This is a genomic window from Sphingomonas cellulosilytica (genome assembly GCF_052321755.1).
GTDB lineage: Bacteria > Pseudomonadota > Alphaproteobacteria > Sphingomonadales > Sphingomonadaceae > Sphingomonas.
This window is the reverse complement of record NZ_JBQRTT010000002.1, coordinates 77,817-93,533: the sequence shown is the minus strand read 5'-3', so window position 1 is coordinate 93,533 and position 15,717 is coordinate 77,817. Positions and strand designations below refer to the sequence as shown.

Sequence of the window (15,717 nt, the reverse complement as noted above, 5' to 3'; positions counted from 1 at the left end):
CGTGATGGGACCGGAATGGCTTGACGGTAACGCCCGAACGCCGGAGGGACGGACGGGTGATGCAAGCCGAGAAACCCGCCCGCCGCTCCCGCAAGGCCGACCAGCGCGCGGCGACGATGGAGCAGATCTACGACGCGGCCGAGGAGCTGTTCTCCAAGCACGGCCTCCACGGCGTCACGCTGAAGGATGTCGCCAAGCAGGTCGGCGTCCACCATACGCTGCTCAATTATTATTTCGCCGACAAGAAGGCGCTGTTCGACGCCGTCTTCTCGCGCCGCGCCGGTGTGACCAGCGAACGGCGGATGAAGGCGCTTGACGATTACGAGGCCGCGGTCGGCGACAAGCCGACGGTGGAGGGGGCGCTACGCGCGTTCCTCGATACCGACCTCGACACCTATATCGAGGGGGGCGAGGGCTGGAAGAATTATGCCAAGCTCGGCGCGCAGGTGGCCAACACGCCCGAATGGGGCGCCGAGCTGATGGACCAGCATTTCGACCCCGTCGTGCTGCGCCTGATCGCCTTGCTCAAGACGGCGATGCCGGAATGCCCGGAAGAGCGCATCTTCTGGGGCTATCACTTCGTCACGGGCGCGCTGATGCTGACGCTGGCACGCACCGGACGCATCGACAAACTGTCCGGCGGCCTGTGCCATTCCGACGATTTTGGTGCGGTGAAGGAGGTGATGGCGACGTTCATGGCAGCAGGCTTCCGCTCCATCTGCACCTGATCGGCATCGCGTGTCAGATCGATATTGCGCGCTGATTATCATTCGCTATCAAGAGAGCGAATGATAATCAGGAGAGTGACTGTGGCGCTTGGCGGACGAACTGCGATCATCACCGGTGCTGGCGGTGGCCTGGGGCGGGCGCATGCGCTCTATCTGGCCGGCAAGGGCGCCAGGGTGCTGGTCAACGACGTATCGGCGGAGGCCGCCGAACGCGTCGCGGCGGAGATCGTGGCGGCGGGCGGTGAAGCGATGGCCTTCGCCGCGTCGGTGACCGACGAGGAAGCGGTCGAGCGAATGGTCGCGGCGATATCGGGTGCCTGGGGGCGGGTGGACATCCTCGTCAACAATGCCGGCATCCTGCGCGACAAGAGCTTCGCCAAGATGACGATCGCGGATTTCCGCACCGTCGTCGACGTGCACCTGATCGGCGCCGCGATCTGCACCAAGGCGGTGTGGGAGCCGATGCGTGCGCAAGGCCATGGCCGGATCGTGATGACCACATCCTCGTCGGGCCTCTGCGGCAATTTCGGCCAGGCGAATTATGGCGCGGCCAAGATGGCGCTGGTCGGGCTGATGCAGACGCTGGGGATCGAGGGCGAGAAATACGGCATCCGCGTCAACTGCCTGGCGCCGACGGCGGCGACGCAGATGACCGAAGGCGTGCTGGATGCCGAGAGCCTTGCGCTGCTGGCGCCGGATCGGGTGTCGCCCGCCTTGCTGACGCTGGTCGGCGACGATGCGCCGACGCGCGCCATCGTCTGCGCGGGGGCGGGCCATGTCGCGGCCGCGCATGTGACGCTGACCGCGGGGCGCTATATCGGCGCCGGCGACGATGCGGGTGAACAGATCGTCGCGCACTGGCCGGACATCGCCGATCGTGCCGACGAGATCGTCCCGGCCTATGGCTTCGTCCAGGCGGAGCGCGAGGTCGCGGCGGCACGAGGCCATCGCTGACGACCGCTGCCTTGCTACATCGTCTACGCCGGGCGGGCCTCGCGAGACGGGACCGGCACTCGGCTGCCTAGGTGGGTGGTAAGAGGCCGGTGCCACTCCTTTGCGCTGTCGCAGTGCTGCGCAGGGCGAAGGCCACCATGCCTCGGAACCGATGCCGCAAGCAGAAAGCGCGGAAATGACTTATGCCGCGATGGGTGGTGATCGGACGCGTGACGTCAAACCACAGTGCGGCCAGGTCACGGCAGAGGAAAGCCAAGACGCGGCGGTCCCTGAAAAGGTATTTCGCGTACAGGGCGCCATCGCCGAAGCTGTAGCCGGCGAGCAGGCGGGTTTCGTCTGCGATGTCACGGCGGCCGTGGTGGTGATCGACGACGAAGCGCGGATCGTAGCGCAGCGGGATGCCAAGGCCGAGGGCGCGGAAGAGGAAGTCGGTATCCTCGGCCGCGATGAACGGCGCGCCGGCCCCGAAGCGTTCGTCGAAGCCCCCGACGCGCGACAGGACGTCGGCGGTCATGGCGAGGTTCGCGCCCATCACGAACCCGCCGGGAAACGCGCCCGGCGGCGCGACCATCGGATGATCCTCCAGCTTCAGCGTTACGGCAAGGTCGCGGGCGTCGCCGGGCAGGATGCGCCCGCCGACGATCGCCGGGGAACCGACCTCCGCAAAGCAGCGCGCGAGCCCTTCGAAATACGCCGCGTGCAGGACGCAATCGTCGTCCGTCATCGCGACGATCGCCCCGCGGACGGCGCCCAGTCCGCGATTGCGGGCGCGGGCGAGGCCCGGCCGCTCCTCGCCGAGCAGGCGGACGGAACAGCGCTGTGCATCCCGCCACGTGCGCAGCAGGCCGGCGGTGGCATCGGTCGAGCCGTTGTCGACGATCACGACCTCGATCGTGCGGCGGGCGCTATGGTCGAGGGCGCGGGTGATGGAGGCCAGCAGCGCCGGCAGCGCGGCGGCGCGGTTGCGGGTGCAGACCAGCAGGCTGATCTCGATCGGCGCGGTCATGCGGCGATGCGGGGGCGTGCGGCCGCATCCGCCACCTCCGCCCACGACGCCGCCCGCGCCACCAGCGGTGAGCCGGCGGTCCAGGCATCGATATAGGCGCCGACCTTGCCGTAGCTGTTGTCGAGCACGACGTGGGGGATGCCGAGCAGCAGGGCGAGGATGTGCCCGTGCAGCCGGTCGGTGACGATCCGCTCGCCGCGCGACAACAGGGCGAGGCCCCGCGCGACACGGGCGGCCGCCCGCTGCAAGCGGTCATCGGGCAGAGGTTCGTCATCCTCCAGCCAGTCGACGGGTGCGGCTTCGGCGGGTGGGCCGGCCCGGTCCGCGACGCGCTCGGCATCGGTGCGCAGCAGCGCGAGGAGCGGCCGGTCGGCGGCGCTGCGCGGTTGCGGGCCGAGGGCGAAGGCGGAATCGGGCGCGAGCGCCGCATGTGCGCCGACGAAGGCCTGCGCGGTCGCGAGGCTCGGGCGATCGCGGACGTAGAGCGTCAGGTCGGGATGCGCCGCGGCGATGTGCGCGAAGCGTGCCGCGGCGGCGGGATCGTCGAAATGGATCGACTGCGGCAGCTGCACGACCCGCCGGTCGCGCATCCGGGTCAGCACCGTTTCGCGCAAGCGCTGGTGATGCGGCCAGATATCGCCGAGGTTGCCGCCGCCGTGCAGGAAGACGACGCCGTCCGGACAGGCCCGGCGCAGCGCGGCTTCATCGAAGTCGTGCCAGGTGGAGACGTAGGCCGGATCATTCCCGGTCACGGCGCGCAGCATGGCGCATTCGCCCAGCCAGATCGCGCTGTCGCCGACGTTCGGGTGATCGGGGAAGTCGAGCAGGGCGTATTGCTCGCCCGGTCCGATGGCAGCGCGATAGAGAGCGTCGAGCGCGCTACGCTGCGCGGTGATGACGTCGCTCATGCGGCAAGCTGCGCGTCGCCGGCCGTGACCTCGCGGTACAGGGCTTCGCAGCGATCCAGCCAGAGGTCCTGCGTGAACAGGCGCAGCACGCGTTCGCGGGGAACCGAGGGGGGGATGGCGCGTGCCGCACCGATCGCGGCGGCGAGGGCCGGGACGTCGCCGGCGGCCGCGAAGGCGCCAGCTTCGCCGATCACCTCGCGCGCGGCGCCCATGTCGAAGGCGGCGACGGGCAGGCCGCAGGCCATGGCCTCGGCCGCGACCAGCCCGAAGGGTTCGTCCCAGCAGGGCGTGAACACGAACACCGACGCTCGGCCGAGTTCGCCGGCCAGTGCAGGCCCATCGAGATGGCCGCCATAGGCGACGCCCGGCCCGATCAGCGGCGCGACCTGCGCGGCCCAGTAATCGGGATCCTCGATGGCGCCGAACAGGGTCAGGCGGACTCCTGCGGCGAGCGCCGCCTGCGCGGCGAGATGCGGCCCCTTGTTGGGCGTGATCCTGCCGCACCAGACCGCCTCGCCATTGCCGTTCGCCACGAAGGGCCAGCGGGCGACGCAGATGCCGTTGTGCAGCACCGACGCCTGCGGCGGCGCGCCGTCCGGCCACCAGGCGGCAAGCTGCCGCGCCGAGGTGACGGTCAGGCGATGCCGGGCCGAAGGACTCGCCGCGACGAACCAGTGCAGGGCATCATAGGGCGGGACGTGCAGCGAGGTGACCGTCGGCACCGCCGCCGTCCGCCGCTGCTCCAGCGGGAAACGATGCAGGCTGTTGTTGTGGACCACGTCGAACCCGCCCGCGGCGATCCGGTCGCACGCGGCGGCATAGCCGGCGTCGAGGTGCGCGATCAGCGGTGCCGAGCCGCGATGCTCCGCCCAAGGGAAGGTGCGCTCGTAATGTTCGGCCAGCACCGGATTGATGGCGAAGCGCGGATCGCTGTCGCCCGAGGCGAACAGCACGACGTCATGGCCGCGATCCTGCAACCCGGCGGCCAGTTCCCAGCAATGCGCCTCCATGCCGCCGGCGAACGGCTGCGCGATGCGCTGTCGGACATGCGCGAGGATCGCGATCCTCATGCGGCGACGGGATCGTGCGGCGCGGCCTGCTGCGCAGCGGCTTCGAGCTGACGCAGCACGGTTGCGGTATTGGCATAGGGCTGGTGGCTCTGCTGGCCGGTGAGGGCGAGGTCGCCTGCGTCCGGGCGGCGCAGGATGCGGATCGGCCGGCCCGGCGCATCGTCGATGAGGCCCATCAGGCGGAAGGCGTGGAGCCAGTGGCCCATCGTCCGGTAGCCCCATTTCGCCTCGAACAGCTGCGCGTTGCGCACCACGCTGTCGACATGGTGGACGGGCGGCATGTGGTGCGGATGATATTGGTGGTAGGCAAGGCCGCCCTTGATCCACGCGATCGGCACGCCGGCCTGATCGAGCGTCTTGCCGAAGTCGGTATCCTCCCCGCCATAGCCGGCATAGCGTTCGTCGAAGCCGCCGACCGCCAAGAAGGTCGACCGCCGCATCGCGAAATTGAGCGACCAGAAGCAGCGATAGTCGGCGCAGATCTCCCAGCCCCGTGGCGGCGGGCCGCGGCGATCCGAATGCTTTTGCGCCACGGCGGCGAAGCCATCGTAGGTCCATTCCCCCGCAGTGGCGCCGCCGGGGAGGTACATCACCTCGCCCATCAGCAGCGCATCGACCTCGCCCGCGAAGCCGGCATAGTCGGCGACGAGTTGCGGCGTCGGGATGCAATCCATGTCGAGGAAGACGATGACGTCGCCGACCGCGGCGCGCGCCGCGGCGTTGCGGGCGGCGGCGAGGGGCAATGCCTCGCCCGTCACCTGCATCTGGCGGATCGGGAAGGGGGCGTCGGGAAGCACGTACAATTCGTCCTGCATCACCGCCACGATCAGCTCGACGGGCGTCTGCGTCTGGAGCGACAGGCCGCGAACGACATTGGCGAGATGGTCGGCGCGGCCCTTTGCCAGCGTGACGACGGAAACGTTGGTCATGGGCGGCGGGTCTCCATAGCGGTCAGGGGAAGGGGGGTGAGCGGCGGCGTCCACAGCCGGTCGGCCAGCGCCTCCAGCCACAAGGCGACGCGATCGGCCGGCGCATCGTCGATCATCGCGCGCTGGCAATCGGGCCGGTGTGTGGCGCGCGTCTGCGCCAGTGCGGCCGTCCACCCTTGCGCCGACGAGGGCAGGTGCGGGCGGACGCAGGCGACGCCGGCGGCCGCGAGCGCCTCCGCCTTGCGATGCTGTTCGTCGAAATAGCGCCATTCGGGGATCGCCAGCCAGGGGCGGCCGGCCGCGAGGATTTGCTGGCAGGTGGTGTTGCCGGTGGAGGCGACGACGAGGTCGGCGGCGGCGATATGGTCGGCGGCATCGGCCACCCAGCCGCGATGCTCGATGTTGGCGGGTTCGGTGGCGTGCCAGTCGCGCTGCACCTTGCCGATGGTGATCCAGCGGGCCTGTGGGTGCGAGCGGGCGCCGACGCCGAGCGGGGCTTGCGCGAACCCCTCGCCGCCGCCGCCCGACAGGACCAGGATCATCTCTTCATCGGGCGCGACGCCGATGCGCTGGCGCGCCACCTCGCGCTCAGGCATGCGCACGTCGACGCCGAGGCCGCCGGCGAAGCACGTCTTGGCGCGCAGCCCGGCATCCCATTCCGGCTGGGCGAGATCGGCGTGGAAGGGGCCGAGCAGGCCGGCCGCACCGTCATAGGCGGCGCGATGGCCGGGATCGTCGCGATCGCCGTGCTGCAGCACCTTCACATGGGGGACCGAGCAGATGCGGGCGAGCTGCGCGACCTCGGCCGACACGTCGCAGATCATCAGGGCGGGGTTGGCGGTGTCGAACCACGCGGACAAGGTCGCCATCGCGCGGCGGATGCCGGGCCAGCCGAGCGGCGCGCAGTGCAGCGTCTGCGGCGTCGGCACCCAGTCCATGGTCTGCGGCTCGGTGCCGGTCGGTTCGAACAGCGACGGCAGGCGCACGATATCGACCTGATCCGGCAAGGGCGGGAAGATGTCGTCGCGTGCGCAGAACACCGTCATCGGCCGCGTCGGCGGCAGCGCATGGGCGATGGCCGCGCAACGTTCGGCATGGCCGCGTCCCTGGTGGTGGACGAAATAGCCGAAGGGCGGCATCATGCCGCCGCCGCCACGCCGGCTGCGGCGGCGCGTGGCGCGTTGCGGTCGGCATCGAGGCCTAGGGCGCACAGCCCCTCCAGCACGCCGGCGGCATGATGCGCTGTCGTGCGGTGAAGGCCGGCGCGGCGCGGCAGGTCGGCGAGATCGTCGCTGGCGTTGCCGACGACGATGGCGTGGCCGCACGCCGCCAGCATATCCGCATCGTTGCCGCTGTCGCCCGCGGCGATGCAATCGGCGAGCGTCCAGCCGTGGCGCGCGGCATATGCGGCGATCGCCTGCGCCTTGCCGCCGGCGGGCGCGAGCACGTCGATCAGCCGGCCGTGCGAGAAGACGACGCGCGCGGCAAGCGCGGCGTCGGCCAATGTGGCGCGGATCCGCTCCGCATCGGCGGCGGTCCCGAAGAAACTGATCTTGTGCGGGCCGGCGGTGGCGACGGGCTGGGGTTCGATACCGAGCGGGGCGAGCGCGGCGGCGACGCCGGCACGGTCCCAGCCGGCATCGAGCGCACGCGCGTAATCGTCGCAGGCACGCCAGCCGCCGCGGCCGTCGGCGAGCATCAGCCGGGTGCCGACGTCGACGATGAACGCGTCGGGTCGGGGCAGGCGCCAGCGGCGCAGGATCATGCGCGCGGCATCGAAGCTGCGCCCGGTCGCGACTACGAACGGTAGCGACGAGCGCGCGCGCCAGGCGGCGAAGGCTGCGGCGCCGTCGCGGCAGCCGGTCAGCGTGTTGTCGATGTCGGAGGCGAGCAGCTTCGGGCTGACGATGTGCCGGTAGAGGACGGAGGTCGCCGACGCATAGCGATGCCAGCAATAGGCGTCGGCACCGGCGAGCGCGGCCGCCGAACAGGCCGCGTGCCGGGCGGCGTCGGTGATGATCGCCCGTATCGCCGCGGCGATGGCGGCGGGATCGCGGGGATCGATCAGCAGCCCGTGGCCGATGGTGTCGACGATCTCCGCAGGGCCGCCGTTGCGCGTCGCCACGACCGGCACGCCGGCGGCGGCGGCCTCGACCAGCGTCAGGCCGAACGGTTCGTGCAGCGCAGGGTTGACGAAGACGCCGCCGCGCGCGGCCCGTGCATAGAGGGCGGCGACATCGTCGGCGTCGTGGCGCGGCGGCAGCGCGACCCGGCCGCGCAGCGCCGGTGCGGCGGCGAGGGCATGCAGTTCGTCGAGGACGGCGCGTTCCTCGTCGGAGGCATGGCCATGCTGGCCCGCGAGGATGACGAGGTTGGCGGCGCCTTGCAGCACCGCATCGGCGGCATAGGCGCGGACGAGGGCGGCGAGGTTCTTCTTCTCGACCGGGCGGGCGACGGCGAGGATGATGGGGAGGTCCGCGCGATCGAGCCAATCGCCCAGCCGATCCGCCAGCGTCGGTGCGGTGGGAACGAGATCGCGGCGCGGCACGCCCGGCGATATCGCGTGCACGCGGGTGCCGAGCGGCACGCCATAGCCGCCGACCTGCCGCACGGCCTCTTCCCGCGTCGAGACGACGATCGCGGCGGCGGCGGCGATCGCGGTCCGCTCGGCGGCGATCCGGGAATCGAGGCCCGGGCATGCGCCGCCGTGCGCGCGCTTGTCGATGCCGAGGGCGTGCGGCGTGTAGACGAAGGGGATGCCGAAGCGGCGCTGTGCCGCCATCGCCACTGCCGCGGCGTCGGCGAAATGGGCGTGGATGACGTCGGGCCGGCGCGGTGCCGCGGCCAGGTGGTCGCAAAAGGCGTCGGTGAACGCGGCAAGGTCCGCACCGAGCGCTTCCTTTTCCAGATAGCGCCGGTCCGCGCCGACGATGCGTTCGATGACGACCTTGTCGCCTGCCGCTTCGCGCGGTTGCGCATAGGCGCGCCCGAGCCGCTCGTCATCGAACAGGCGGGTGGCGATCACGACCTGCTCCACCTCCGGACGCAGCGCCTGGTGGCGAGCGGCGTCGAGCACATAGGCGATATGTCCACCGGTGTCCGCCGTGATGCCGAAATCGACGGGCGGCGCCTTCAGGCAGCCGCCGAGCGCCAGATGAAGAATGATCAAGAGCGCCCCTTTTTTGATTGCTGGAGCGTAACGTTGCGTGCGCGGAATCGGTCCGAAGTATCGATCTGGATTAATTTTTTTGTGCCGGACCGGGAATGATGCCCAGGGGCGGGGCGTCCAGGCAAGGATTATGGCGCCGAAGCGGCTGCCTTCGACCGAACACGCAAGGCGCAGATTGGCGGCATTGCGATATGGGCTCCGCTCAGCACCGATCCGGGCGCGATCCGGCAGTTGCCAGCGCGAGATACCAGGGGCTCGACTCGATCCGAATCAGAAGGCGACGCGGCCTGCTCCCGCAACTTTCAGGGCGCGATGGGTCTGGCTTGGCCCTCACCCAACTCGACACTCAGCTGAGGGCAAAACCCAGACGTTCGTATCCCTGCTCGCACCACCCCTGCTTCGTTGGGTGGGCTGATCGTTGGGAGAATGTACCGAATTCACCATTCCCGCCATAAGCCTGGGAAATGGTGACCCCTACGGGAATCGAACCCGTGTTTCAGCCGTGAAAGGGCCGCGTCCTAACCGCTAGACGAAGGGGCCAGCGGGGGTGCTGCTAGAGGGGGGGCGGCGGTCGGTCAAGGGGCTTTTCGTCAATTTGCCCAGGCGGCGTCCTCGATGTGCAGTTCGGCGGCGGGGCGGCTGCCCCAATCGTCCAGCTTGGCGCGGCCGGCCAGCCACAGGCGGCGGTGCGGTGCGGCACCCAGCAGTGCCTGACCGAGCGGGGTATCCGCGGCGCGAAAGGCCATCGCCTTGAAACTGCGGCCATCGTCGCCGGCGACGATCGTGCGGACATGGCCGTTGCCGACCACGTCGGCCTTGACGATCCGCACCGGCCCGGCGGCGATCCGCGGCGCCGGCCAGCCCATGCCATAGGGGCCACCCACCTCGAGCGATTCGATGAGGGCGGGATTGATGCCACCCGGCGCCAGCACCGTGTCGACCAGCAGCGCACGCTCGCCGATCGCGCGCTCGACCGCGGCGGCGAGGCGATCTTCGAGGAAGGCGCTGAATTCAGCGATGCGATCCGCGGCGACGGTCAGCCCGGCCGCCATGGCATGGCCGCCGCCGGCGACGAGCAGGCCGTGATCCTTGGCGGCGAGCACCGCCGCGCCGAGGTCGACGCCGGCGATCGACCGGCCGGAGCCCTTGCCGAGGCCGGTGTCGTCGATCGCGATGACGATCGCCGGGCGGCCGAGCTTTTCCTTCAGCCGTCCCGCGACGATGCCGATCACGCCGGGATGCCAGCCTTCTCCGGAAACCACGGCGACGCTGCGATCGGTGCGGAGCAGCGCGTCGGCGGCCTGCTGCACGCCCGTTTCGATCAGGCGGCGTTCCTCGTTGAGGCCATCCAGTTCCTCGGCGATGGTCCGCGCCTCATCGGGGTCGCGCGTGGTGAGCAGGCGGACGCCCAGGTCGGCACGTCCGACCCGCCCGCCAGCGTTGATCCGCGGGCCGAGCGCGAAGCCGAGGTCGCTGCACGTCGGCGCGCGGGTCAGCCGCGATGCGGCGATCAGCGCGGCAAGGCCGATGTTGCGACGCTGCGCCATCACCTTCAGCCCCTGCGCGACGAAGGCGCGGTTGAGACCGCGCAGTTGCGCGACATCGGCGACGGTGCCGAGCGCAACGATATCGAGGTGATCGATCAGCCGCGGCTCCGGCCGATCGGCGAAGAAGCCGCGCCCGCGCAAGGTACGGACCAGCGCGGCGGCGAGCAGGAAGCAGACACCGACCGCGGCGAGATGGCCGTGCGCGGCGCCTTCGTCCTCGTCGAGGCGGTTGGGGTTCACCAGCGCATGCGCGCGCGGCAGAGCGGCGGCGCATTTGTGATGGTCGACCACGACCACGTCGACCGGGTGGGCATGCGCCATCGCCAGCGCCTCGAACGCCTGCGCGCCGCAATCGACGGTGACGATCAGCGATGCGCCCTCGCTCGCCAGCCGGACCAGCGCGTCGCCCGAAGGGCCGTATCCTTCGAGCAGGCGGTCGGGGATATAGGCGCGCGCCTCTATGCCAAGGTCACGCAGCACCAGGATCATCAGCGCGGCCGAGGTGGCGCCATCGACGTCATAGTCGCCGAACACCGCGACGTGTTCGCCACGCTGCACCGCATCGGCGAGCCGTTCGGCGGCGCGATCCATGTCGCGGAACACGGAAGGGTCCGGCATGAAGCCGCGGATCGACGGCGCGCGATGCTGTTCGAGCGCCTCGCGCGGCGCCCCGCGGGCGAGCAGCAGCTGCGTGACGAGGTCGTCGGCGCCGAAGCCGTCGCGTGCGTCCGCGGCGAGGCTGCGCCAGTGCCAGGGCTGGCCGAGGATGGAGGAGGTTACGCCGAGTACGGGGGTCATGTCGCCGCGTATCTAGGGCAGGGGAGGCGGGGCGGCAAACCGTCGTGCCTCATCGACCCTGCCCTTCGACAGCGCGCGTGGCTGCGCCTATATGGGGCAGGCAATGGCCGATTCCTTCGATCTGGGCGAACCGCCGCAACCTGCGGCACAGGCGACCCCCTACCGCGTGCTGGCGCGCAAATACCGTCCGCAGACGTTTCGCGAACTGATCGGGCAGGATGCCATGGTCACGACGCTGGGCAATGCGATCAAGCGCGACCGGCTGGCGCACGCCTTCTTGATGACCGGCGTGCGCGGGGTGGGCAAGACGTCCACCGCGCGGCTGATCGCCAAGGCGCTGAACTGCATCGGTCCGGACGGGCAGGGCGGGCCGACGATCGATCCGTGCGGCGTCTGCGAACCGTGCCGCGCCATCGCGGAGGGGCGGCATATCGATGTGATCGAGATGGACGCCGCCAGCCACACCGGCGTCGACGACGTGCGCGAGATCATCGACGCGGCGCGCTATGCGGCGGTGTCGGCGCGTTACAAGATCTATATCGTCGACGAGGTCCACATGCTGTCCAAGAACGCGTTCAACGCGCTCTTGAAGACGCTGGAGGAGCCGCCCGCCCACGTCAAATTCCTGTTCGCCACGACCGAGGTGAACAAGGTGCCGATCACCGTGCTGTCGCGCTGCCAGCGGTTCGACCTGCGCCGCATTTCCGCCGAGCAGCTGGCGGCGCATTTCGCCTTCGTCTGCCGCGAGGAGGGCGTCGAGGCGGAAGCGGAGGCGCTGATGCTGATCGCACGCGCGGCGGAGGGATCGGCACGCGACGGGCTGTCGATCCTCGACCAGGGCATCGCGCATGCAGGCCTCGAGGGCGGTGCGGTGACCGCCGATGCGGTGCGGCAAATGCTCGGCCTGTCCGATCGCGGTGCGGTGCGCGACCTGCTGGCGCTGGTGCTGGCCGGCGACGCTGCGTCGGCGCTGGCCAGCCTGCGCCGGCAATATGACTATGGCGTCGATCCGCAATCGGTGCTGCGCGCGATGCTGGAGACGGTGCACGGCATCACGCTCGCCAAGGTCGGCACGGCGGAGGACCCGGCGCAGGCTGCCGAGGAACGCGCGGCGCGGGCCGAGTGGGCGGCCAAGCTGTCCTTCCCTGCGCTGCACCGGCTGTGGCAATTGTTCCTGAAGGGGCATGACGAGGTCGCCAAGGCGGCGCTGCCGATCGAGGCGGCGGAGATGGCGCTGCTGCGCGCGATCCATGCCTCGACGTTGCCAGATCCGGGCGAACTCGCGCGGCAGATCGCGAGTGGCAAGGTCGGAGCGGCTCCGGCGGCGGCTGCTCCGGCGGCACCGCCGCAGGGCACACCGGCCGCAGCCGAGCGGCCGGGGGTGCCAGCCGATTTCGCCGGCCTCGTTGCGATGCTGGAGGACAAGGGGCATCACGCGGTCGCCGCGCAGCTCGGCTATGGCGCACGCGTGGTCCGTTATGCCGCACCCGAGCTGATCCTCAGTGGATCGCGGCCGATGTCCGCCGACACGCTGCGCGACGCCGCCGACGCGCTCAAGAAGACGACGGGACAGGTTTGGAAGATCGCCTTGGAGGATGCGCCCGGTGCGCCTACCTTGCGCGAGCAGGACAAGGCGGCAGAAGAGGCGACCCGGCAGGCGATCCTCGACACACCTTTGGTGAAGGCGGCATTCGCGGCCTTCCCGGAGGCGGAACTGGAAAGCTGGCCCGGCAAACGGAGTATCGCATGAAGAACCTCGATGAAATCCTCGCCATGGCGCAGAACGTGCAAAGCGAGTTGCAGAAGGCCCAGGACCAGCTCGACACGATCGAGGTCGAGGGCGTGTCCGGCGGCGGGCTGGTCAAGGTGAAGGCCAGCGCCAAGGGCCGCATCATCAACATCGCGATCGACGATTCGCTGATCGAAGTGTCTGAAAAGCAGATGCTGGAGGACCTGCTGGCGGCGGCGTTCAACGATGCGCGGGCAAAGGCGGATGCGGCGTCGGGTGCGGAAATGTCCAAGATGACCAGCGGCTTGCCGCTGCCACCGGGCTTCAAGCTGCCGTTCTGAACCGATCGTTACGATCGGGGAACAAGGCTGCCCGATATGGCGTTGCTGCCTCCATCATAACGACAGGAGGAGCAATCATGGTCGAAGAACGGATCGTCGAGACGCCCAACGGATCGACCCATACGACGGTGATCGAGCGTCGCGGCGGCGGTGGCGGCGTGGCGATCGCCATCGTGCTGCTGATCGCGGTGCTGATCGGCGGCTATTTCCTGTTCGTCCACCAGGGCAGCGAAACCGCGAAGAACAATGCGATCACCTCGGCCGCGAAGAGCGTCGAGAAGACCGCCGACAAGGCGGGTGGCGCGATCGACGGCGCGACCAAATAAGGCCGGCACCTCTCCTTGCCATCCGCCAGCGCGCGGGTGGCGAGGGTGTCCCGCTGGGGCGAGTGTCCGTCCCAGATCGCGAAACGCGGGTGACCGGCATCCCGCATGGGCGAGTCGCCGGTGCTATTTCAGGCAGGCATCCAGACCGCTGCGCCGCACCACGCCGACATAGCGCGACAGCGCGTTGCCGTGCCGCCGCACGAAGCCATGCGGGTCGATCGCCTCGCGCTTCTTGGGAAGCGGCAGCACCGCGGCGATGCGGCCCGCTTCGGTCGGCGACAGGCGCGAGGCGTCGTGGTGGAAATAGCGGAGCGCCGCCGCGTCGGCGCCATAGGTGCCGATGCCCGTTTCCGCGACGTTGAGATAGACTTCCATGATCCGCCGCTTGCCCCACAGGGTTTCGATCAGCACGGTGAAATAGGCCTCGAACGCCTTACGGATGTAGCCGCCGCCCTGGAACAGGAAGACGTTCTTGGCGGTCTGCTGGCTGATCGTGGAGCCGCCGCGCAGGCGCTTGCCTTGCGCGTTGCTGTAGGCGGCGCTGGCGATGCCTTTCCAGTCGAAGCCGTGATGTTCGCAGAAGCGGGCGTCCTCCCCGGCGATGGCGGCGCGCGGCATGTCGGGGTCCATCGCCGACAGGGGCATCCACTGCTTGGTGACGCTGCGGCCGGCGAGCAGGTCGCCCGCCATCGTCCAGGTGAAGGGGACGGGCACGAAGCGGTAGAGGCCGACCCAGAGCACGCTGACGATCACGAAGACCAGCGCGATCTTGGCGAGGATGCGGAGGATGCGAAGCATGGCCGATCCTTACGGTGCGGTCGTGGCGCCCTTCAAGCCCAGGATCGTGTCCGCTGCCGCTACGCCGGTCGCGTAGGCGCCATGCGCGGTGGAGAAATCGCTCGCGGAGCAGGCTTCGCCGGCGAAGAACAGGCGGTCGTCGACCGGCGCGGCAAGTACGGCGCGGGCACCGGCGTGGCCGACGGCGGCATGGCTGTAGCTGCCGTGGATGTACGCCGCTTCGCGCCAGCGGGTCGCACCGAGCGGCGCGAGGCGGCGGCGCCAATCGGCACCGAGCAGCGCGACGATTTCATCGATCGCAAAGGCGATCGCCGCAGTCCGATCGGGCATCGCTTCCGCGCACGATCCACCGAAGAAGCTTTCGATGATCGGCAGGCCGAAGGGCGACAGGCGGTGGCTGGCGGTGCAGCTGCTGTGGGGGTTGCCGGTGAGATGGGCATGGGCCGGCCATTCGGGGCGATCGACCGCCAGGAACACCTTGTCGGCGAGGCCGAGCGGCAGCGATGCGGCGGCATCCTGCTTGCCATGGAGCGGCGGGTCGAAGCGGATGGCGGCGTAAGCCGTGGTCGGGATGGCGAGGATCACGCGATCCGCCGTGATCGTGCCGGCGGGTGTGTCGAGGCGGATCGTCTGCCCGCTGTGGTCGATGCGGGTCACCGGCGTGCCGAGGCGCACGGACAGGCCCTCCGCGTGACCTGCGATCAACCGGCCGTAGCCGGAGGGGATCGCCCAATTGTCCTCGGTCGCCGCATCTTCATAGGCCGCCCAATCGTGGAGCGATACGCGGGAAAGCGGCGCGCCATTGGCATAGCCCGAGATGGCATCGATCATCGGTCGCCACGGATCGTCCGCCGCCACGAAGGTGGAGAGCGGCTGGTCGGGTCCGCCCAGCGCGGCGTGAGCGGCGGTTTCGAAGCGCTCGTACGCTGCGCCGAAGGCGTGCTGTTCCGCGGGCGGAAAGCCGAGGTCGCGCCACTGTACGCCCCAATTCGGCGACGATCGGTCGATCGACACGCCCCGGTGTTCGGCGATGGCCGTCCAGGGATTACGCCCGGCGGAATGGAGCCAGCCGCAGCCGAAATCGACGGTGACGGTGTCATGCGCACCCGCACCCGCACCCGTCACCCCAGCGAAAGCTGGGGTCGTGTCGAGCGGAGATGCTGCCCCCTCCAACGCGGAGATCCCAGCTTTCGCTGGGGTGACGGCAGGAGCGGACGATGATGCATATTGCGGTAGAGCCGCGCAGCTACGCCAATCCGGCAGCACCAGCGTCTCGGTCCGAGCCCGACCGCCCAGCCGGTCGCCCGCTTCGATCAGCAGCACCTCTGCGCCCGCATCGTGCAGGCGCCGCGCGGCGACGATGCCGGCTGCACCGCCGCCGACGACGACGGTGAGGCCGTTCGCCGCCGTCACG

At 69.9% G+C, this 15,717-nt stretch carries 14 protein-coding genes and 1 tRNA gene; 5 read left to right on the top strand and 10 right to left on the bottom strand.

Annotated features, from left to right (window positions below; genetic code table 11):
• The first annotated feature begins 59 nt into the window (after window positions 1-59).
• Entirely contained in the window at window positions 60-728 is a 669-nt protein-coding gene (locus tag ACTZQ5_RS03635) for a TetR/AcrR family transcriptional regulator (RefSeq protein WP_443584133.1), read from the top strand.
• A gap of 75 nt (window positions 729-803) precedes the next feature.
• The gene (locus ACTZQ5_RS03630; RefSeq protein ID WP_443583802.1) at window positions 804-1,682 is read left to right on the top strand and encodes an SDR family NAD(P)-dependent oxidoreductase; all 879 of its coding nucleotides are present in this window, start codon (window positions 804-806) and stop codon (window positions 1,680-1,682) included.
• A 67-nt stretch (window positions 1,683-1,749) separates the two neighbouring features.
• On the opposite strand, the gene ACTZQ5_RS03625 is transcribed toward ACTZQ5_RS03630, so the two are convergent.
• The 8 genes from ACTZQ5_RS03625 to recJ all read right to left on the bottom strand — a co-directional run bounded on the left by ACTZQ5_RS03625 (window position 1,750) and on the right by recJ (window position 11,109).
• A complete protein-coding gene (locus ACTZQ5_RS03625; RefSeq protein WP_443583801.1) occupies window positions 1,750-2,688 on the bottom strand; it encodes a glycosyltransferase family 2 protein in 939 nt (312 codons plus the stop codon).
• Entirely contained in the window at window positions 2,685-3,596 is a 912-nt protein-coding gene (locus tag ACTZQ5_RS03620; protein WP_443583800.1) for a polysaccharide pyruvyl transferase family protein, read from the bottom strand. Before ACTZQ5_RS03620 ends, ACTZQ5_RS03625 begins: the two co-directional genes overlap by 4 nt.
• On the bottom strand, window positions 3,593-4,666 hold the full coding sequence (locus ACTZQ5_RS03615) for a glycosyltransferase (RefSeq protein WP_443583799.1): 1,074 nt from the start codon (window positions 4,664-4,666) through the stop codon (window positions 3,593-3,595). The genes ACTZQ5_RS03620 and ACTZQ5_RS03615 overlap by 4 nt, the downstream gene beginning before the upstream one ends.
• Window positions 4,663-5,595, bottom strand: a complete 933-nt coding sequence (locus tag ACTZQ5_RS03610) for a galactosyltransferase-related protein (protein ID WP_443583798.1) — start codon at window positions 5,593-5,595, stop codon at window positions 4,663-4,665. The genes ACTZQ5_RS03615 and ACTZQ5_RS03610 overlap by 4 nt, the downstream gene beginning before the upstream one ends.
• Window positions 5,592-6,737: a glycosyltransferase gene (locus ACTZQ5_RS03605; RefSeq protein WP_443583797.1), complete on the bottom strand. Its 1,146-nt coding sequence runs from the start codon at window positions 6,735-6,737 to the stop codon at window positions 5,592-5,594. The genes ACTZQ5_RS03610 and ACTZQ5_RS03605 overlap by 4 nt, the downstream gene beginning before the upstream one ends.
• Window positions 6,734-8,764: an HAD family hydrolase gene (locus ACTZQ5_RS03600; RefSeq protein ID WP_443583796.1), complete on the bottom strand. Its 2,031-nt coding sequence runs from the start codon at window positions 8,762-8,764 to the stop codon at window positions 6,734-6,736. Before ACTZQ5_RS03600 ends, ACTZQ5_RS03605 begins: the two co-directional genes overlap by 4 nt.
• Before the next feature lie 465 nt (window positions 8,765-9,229).
• A tRNA-Glu gene (locus ACTZQ5_RS03595) sits at window positions 9,230-9,304 on the bottom strand.
• A 50-nt stretch (window positions 9,305-9,354) separates the two neighbouring features.
• Complete coding sequence (gene recJ / locus ACTZQ5_RS03590) at window positions 9,355-11,109, bottom strand: single-stranded-DNA-specific exonuclease RecJ (RefSeq protein ID WP_443583795.1); 1,755 nt, start codon at window positions 11,107-11,109, stop codon at window positions 9,355-9,357.
• A 103-nt stretch (window positions 11,110-11,212) separates the two neighbouring features.
• On the opposite strand from recJ, the gene ACTZQ5_RS03585 reads away from it, so the two are divergent.
• The 3 genes from ACTZQ5_RS03585 (at window position 11,213) to ACTZQ5_RS03575 (ending at window position 13,505) form a co-directional block, all read left to right on the top strand.
• The gene (locus ACTZQ5_RS03585) at window positions 11,213-12,859 is read left to right on the top strand and encodes a DNA polymerase III subunit gamma/tau (protein ID WP_443583794.1); all 1,647 of its coding nucleotides are present in this window, start codon (window positions 11,213-11,215) and stop codon (window positions 12,857-12,859) included.
• Window positions 12,856-13,179, top strand: a complete 324-nt coding sequence (locus tag ACTZQ5_RS03580) for a YbaB/EbfC family nucleoid-associated protein (RefSeq protein ID WP_443583793.1) — start codon at window positions 12,856-12,858, stop codon at window positions 13,177-13,179. The genes ACTZQ5_RS03585 and ACTZQ5_RS03580 overlap by 4 nt, the downstream gene beginning before the upstream one ends.
• 77 nt (window positions 13,180-13,256) lie before the next feature.
• Window positions 13,257-13,505: a hypothetical protein gene (locus ACTZQ5_RS03575; RefSeq protein WP_443583792.1), complete on the top strand. Its 249-nt coding sequence runs from the start codon at window positions 13,257-13,259 to the stop codon at window positions 13,503-13,505.
• Between the two features lie 123 nt (window positions 13,506-13,628).
• On the opposite strand, the gene mtgA is transcribed toward ACTZQ5_RS03575, so the two are convergent.
• Window positions 13,629-14,303, bottom strand: coding sequence for a monofunctional biosynthetic peptidoglycan transglycosylase (gene mtgA, locus ACTZQ5_RS03570; protein ID WP_443583791.1), 675 nt, complete (start codon window positions 14,301-14,303; stop codon window positions 13,629-13,631).
• A 9-nt stretch (window positions 14,304-14,312) separates the two neighbouring features.
• Window positions 14,313-15,716: a flavin monoamine oxidase family protein gene (locus tag ACTZQ5_RS03565; protein ID WP_443583790.1), complete on the bottom strand. Its 1,404-nt coding sequence runs from the start codon at window positions 15,714-15,716 to the stop codon at window positions 14,313-14,315.
• Window position 15,717 lies beyond the last annotated feature (1 nt).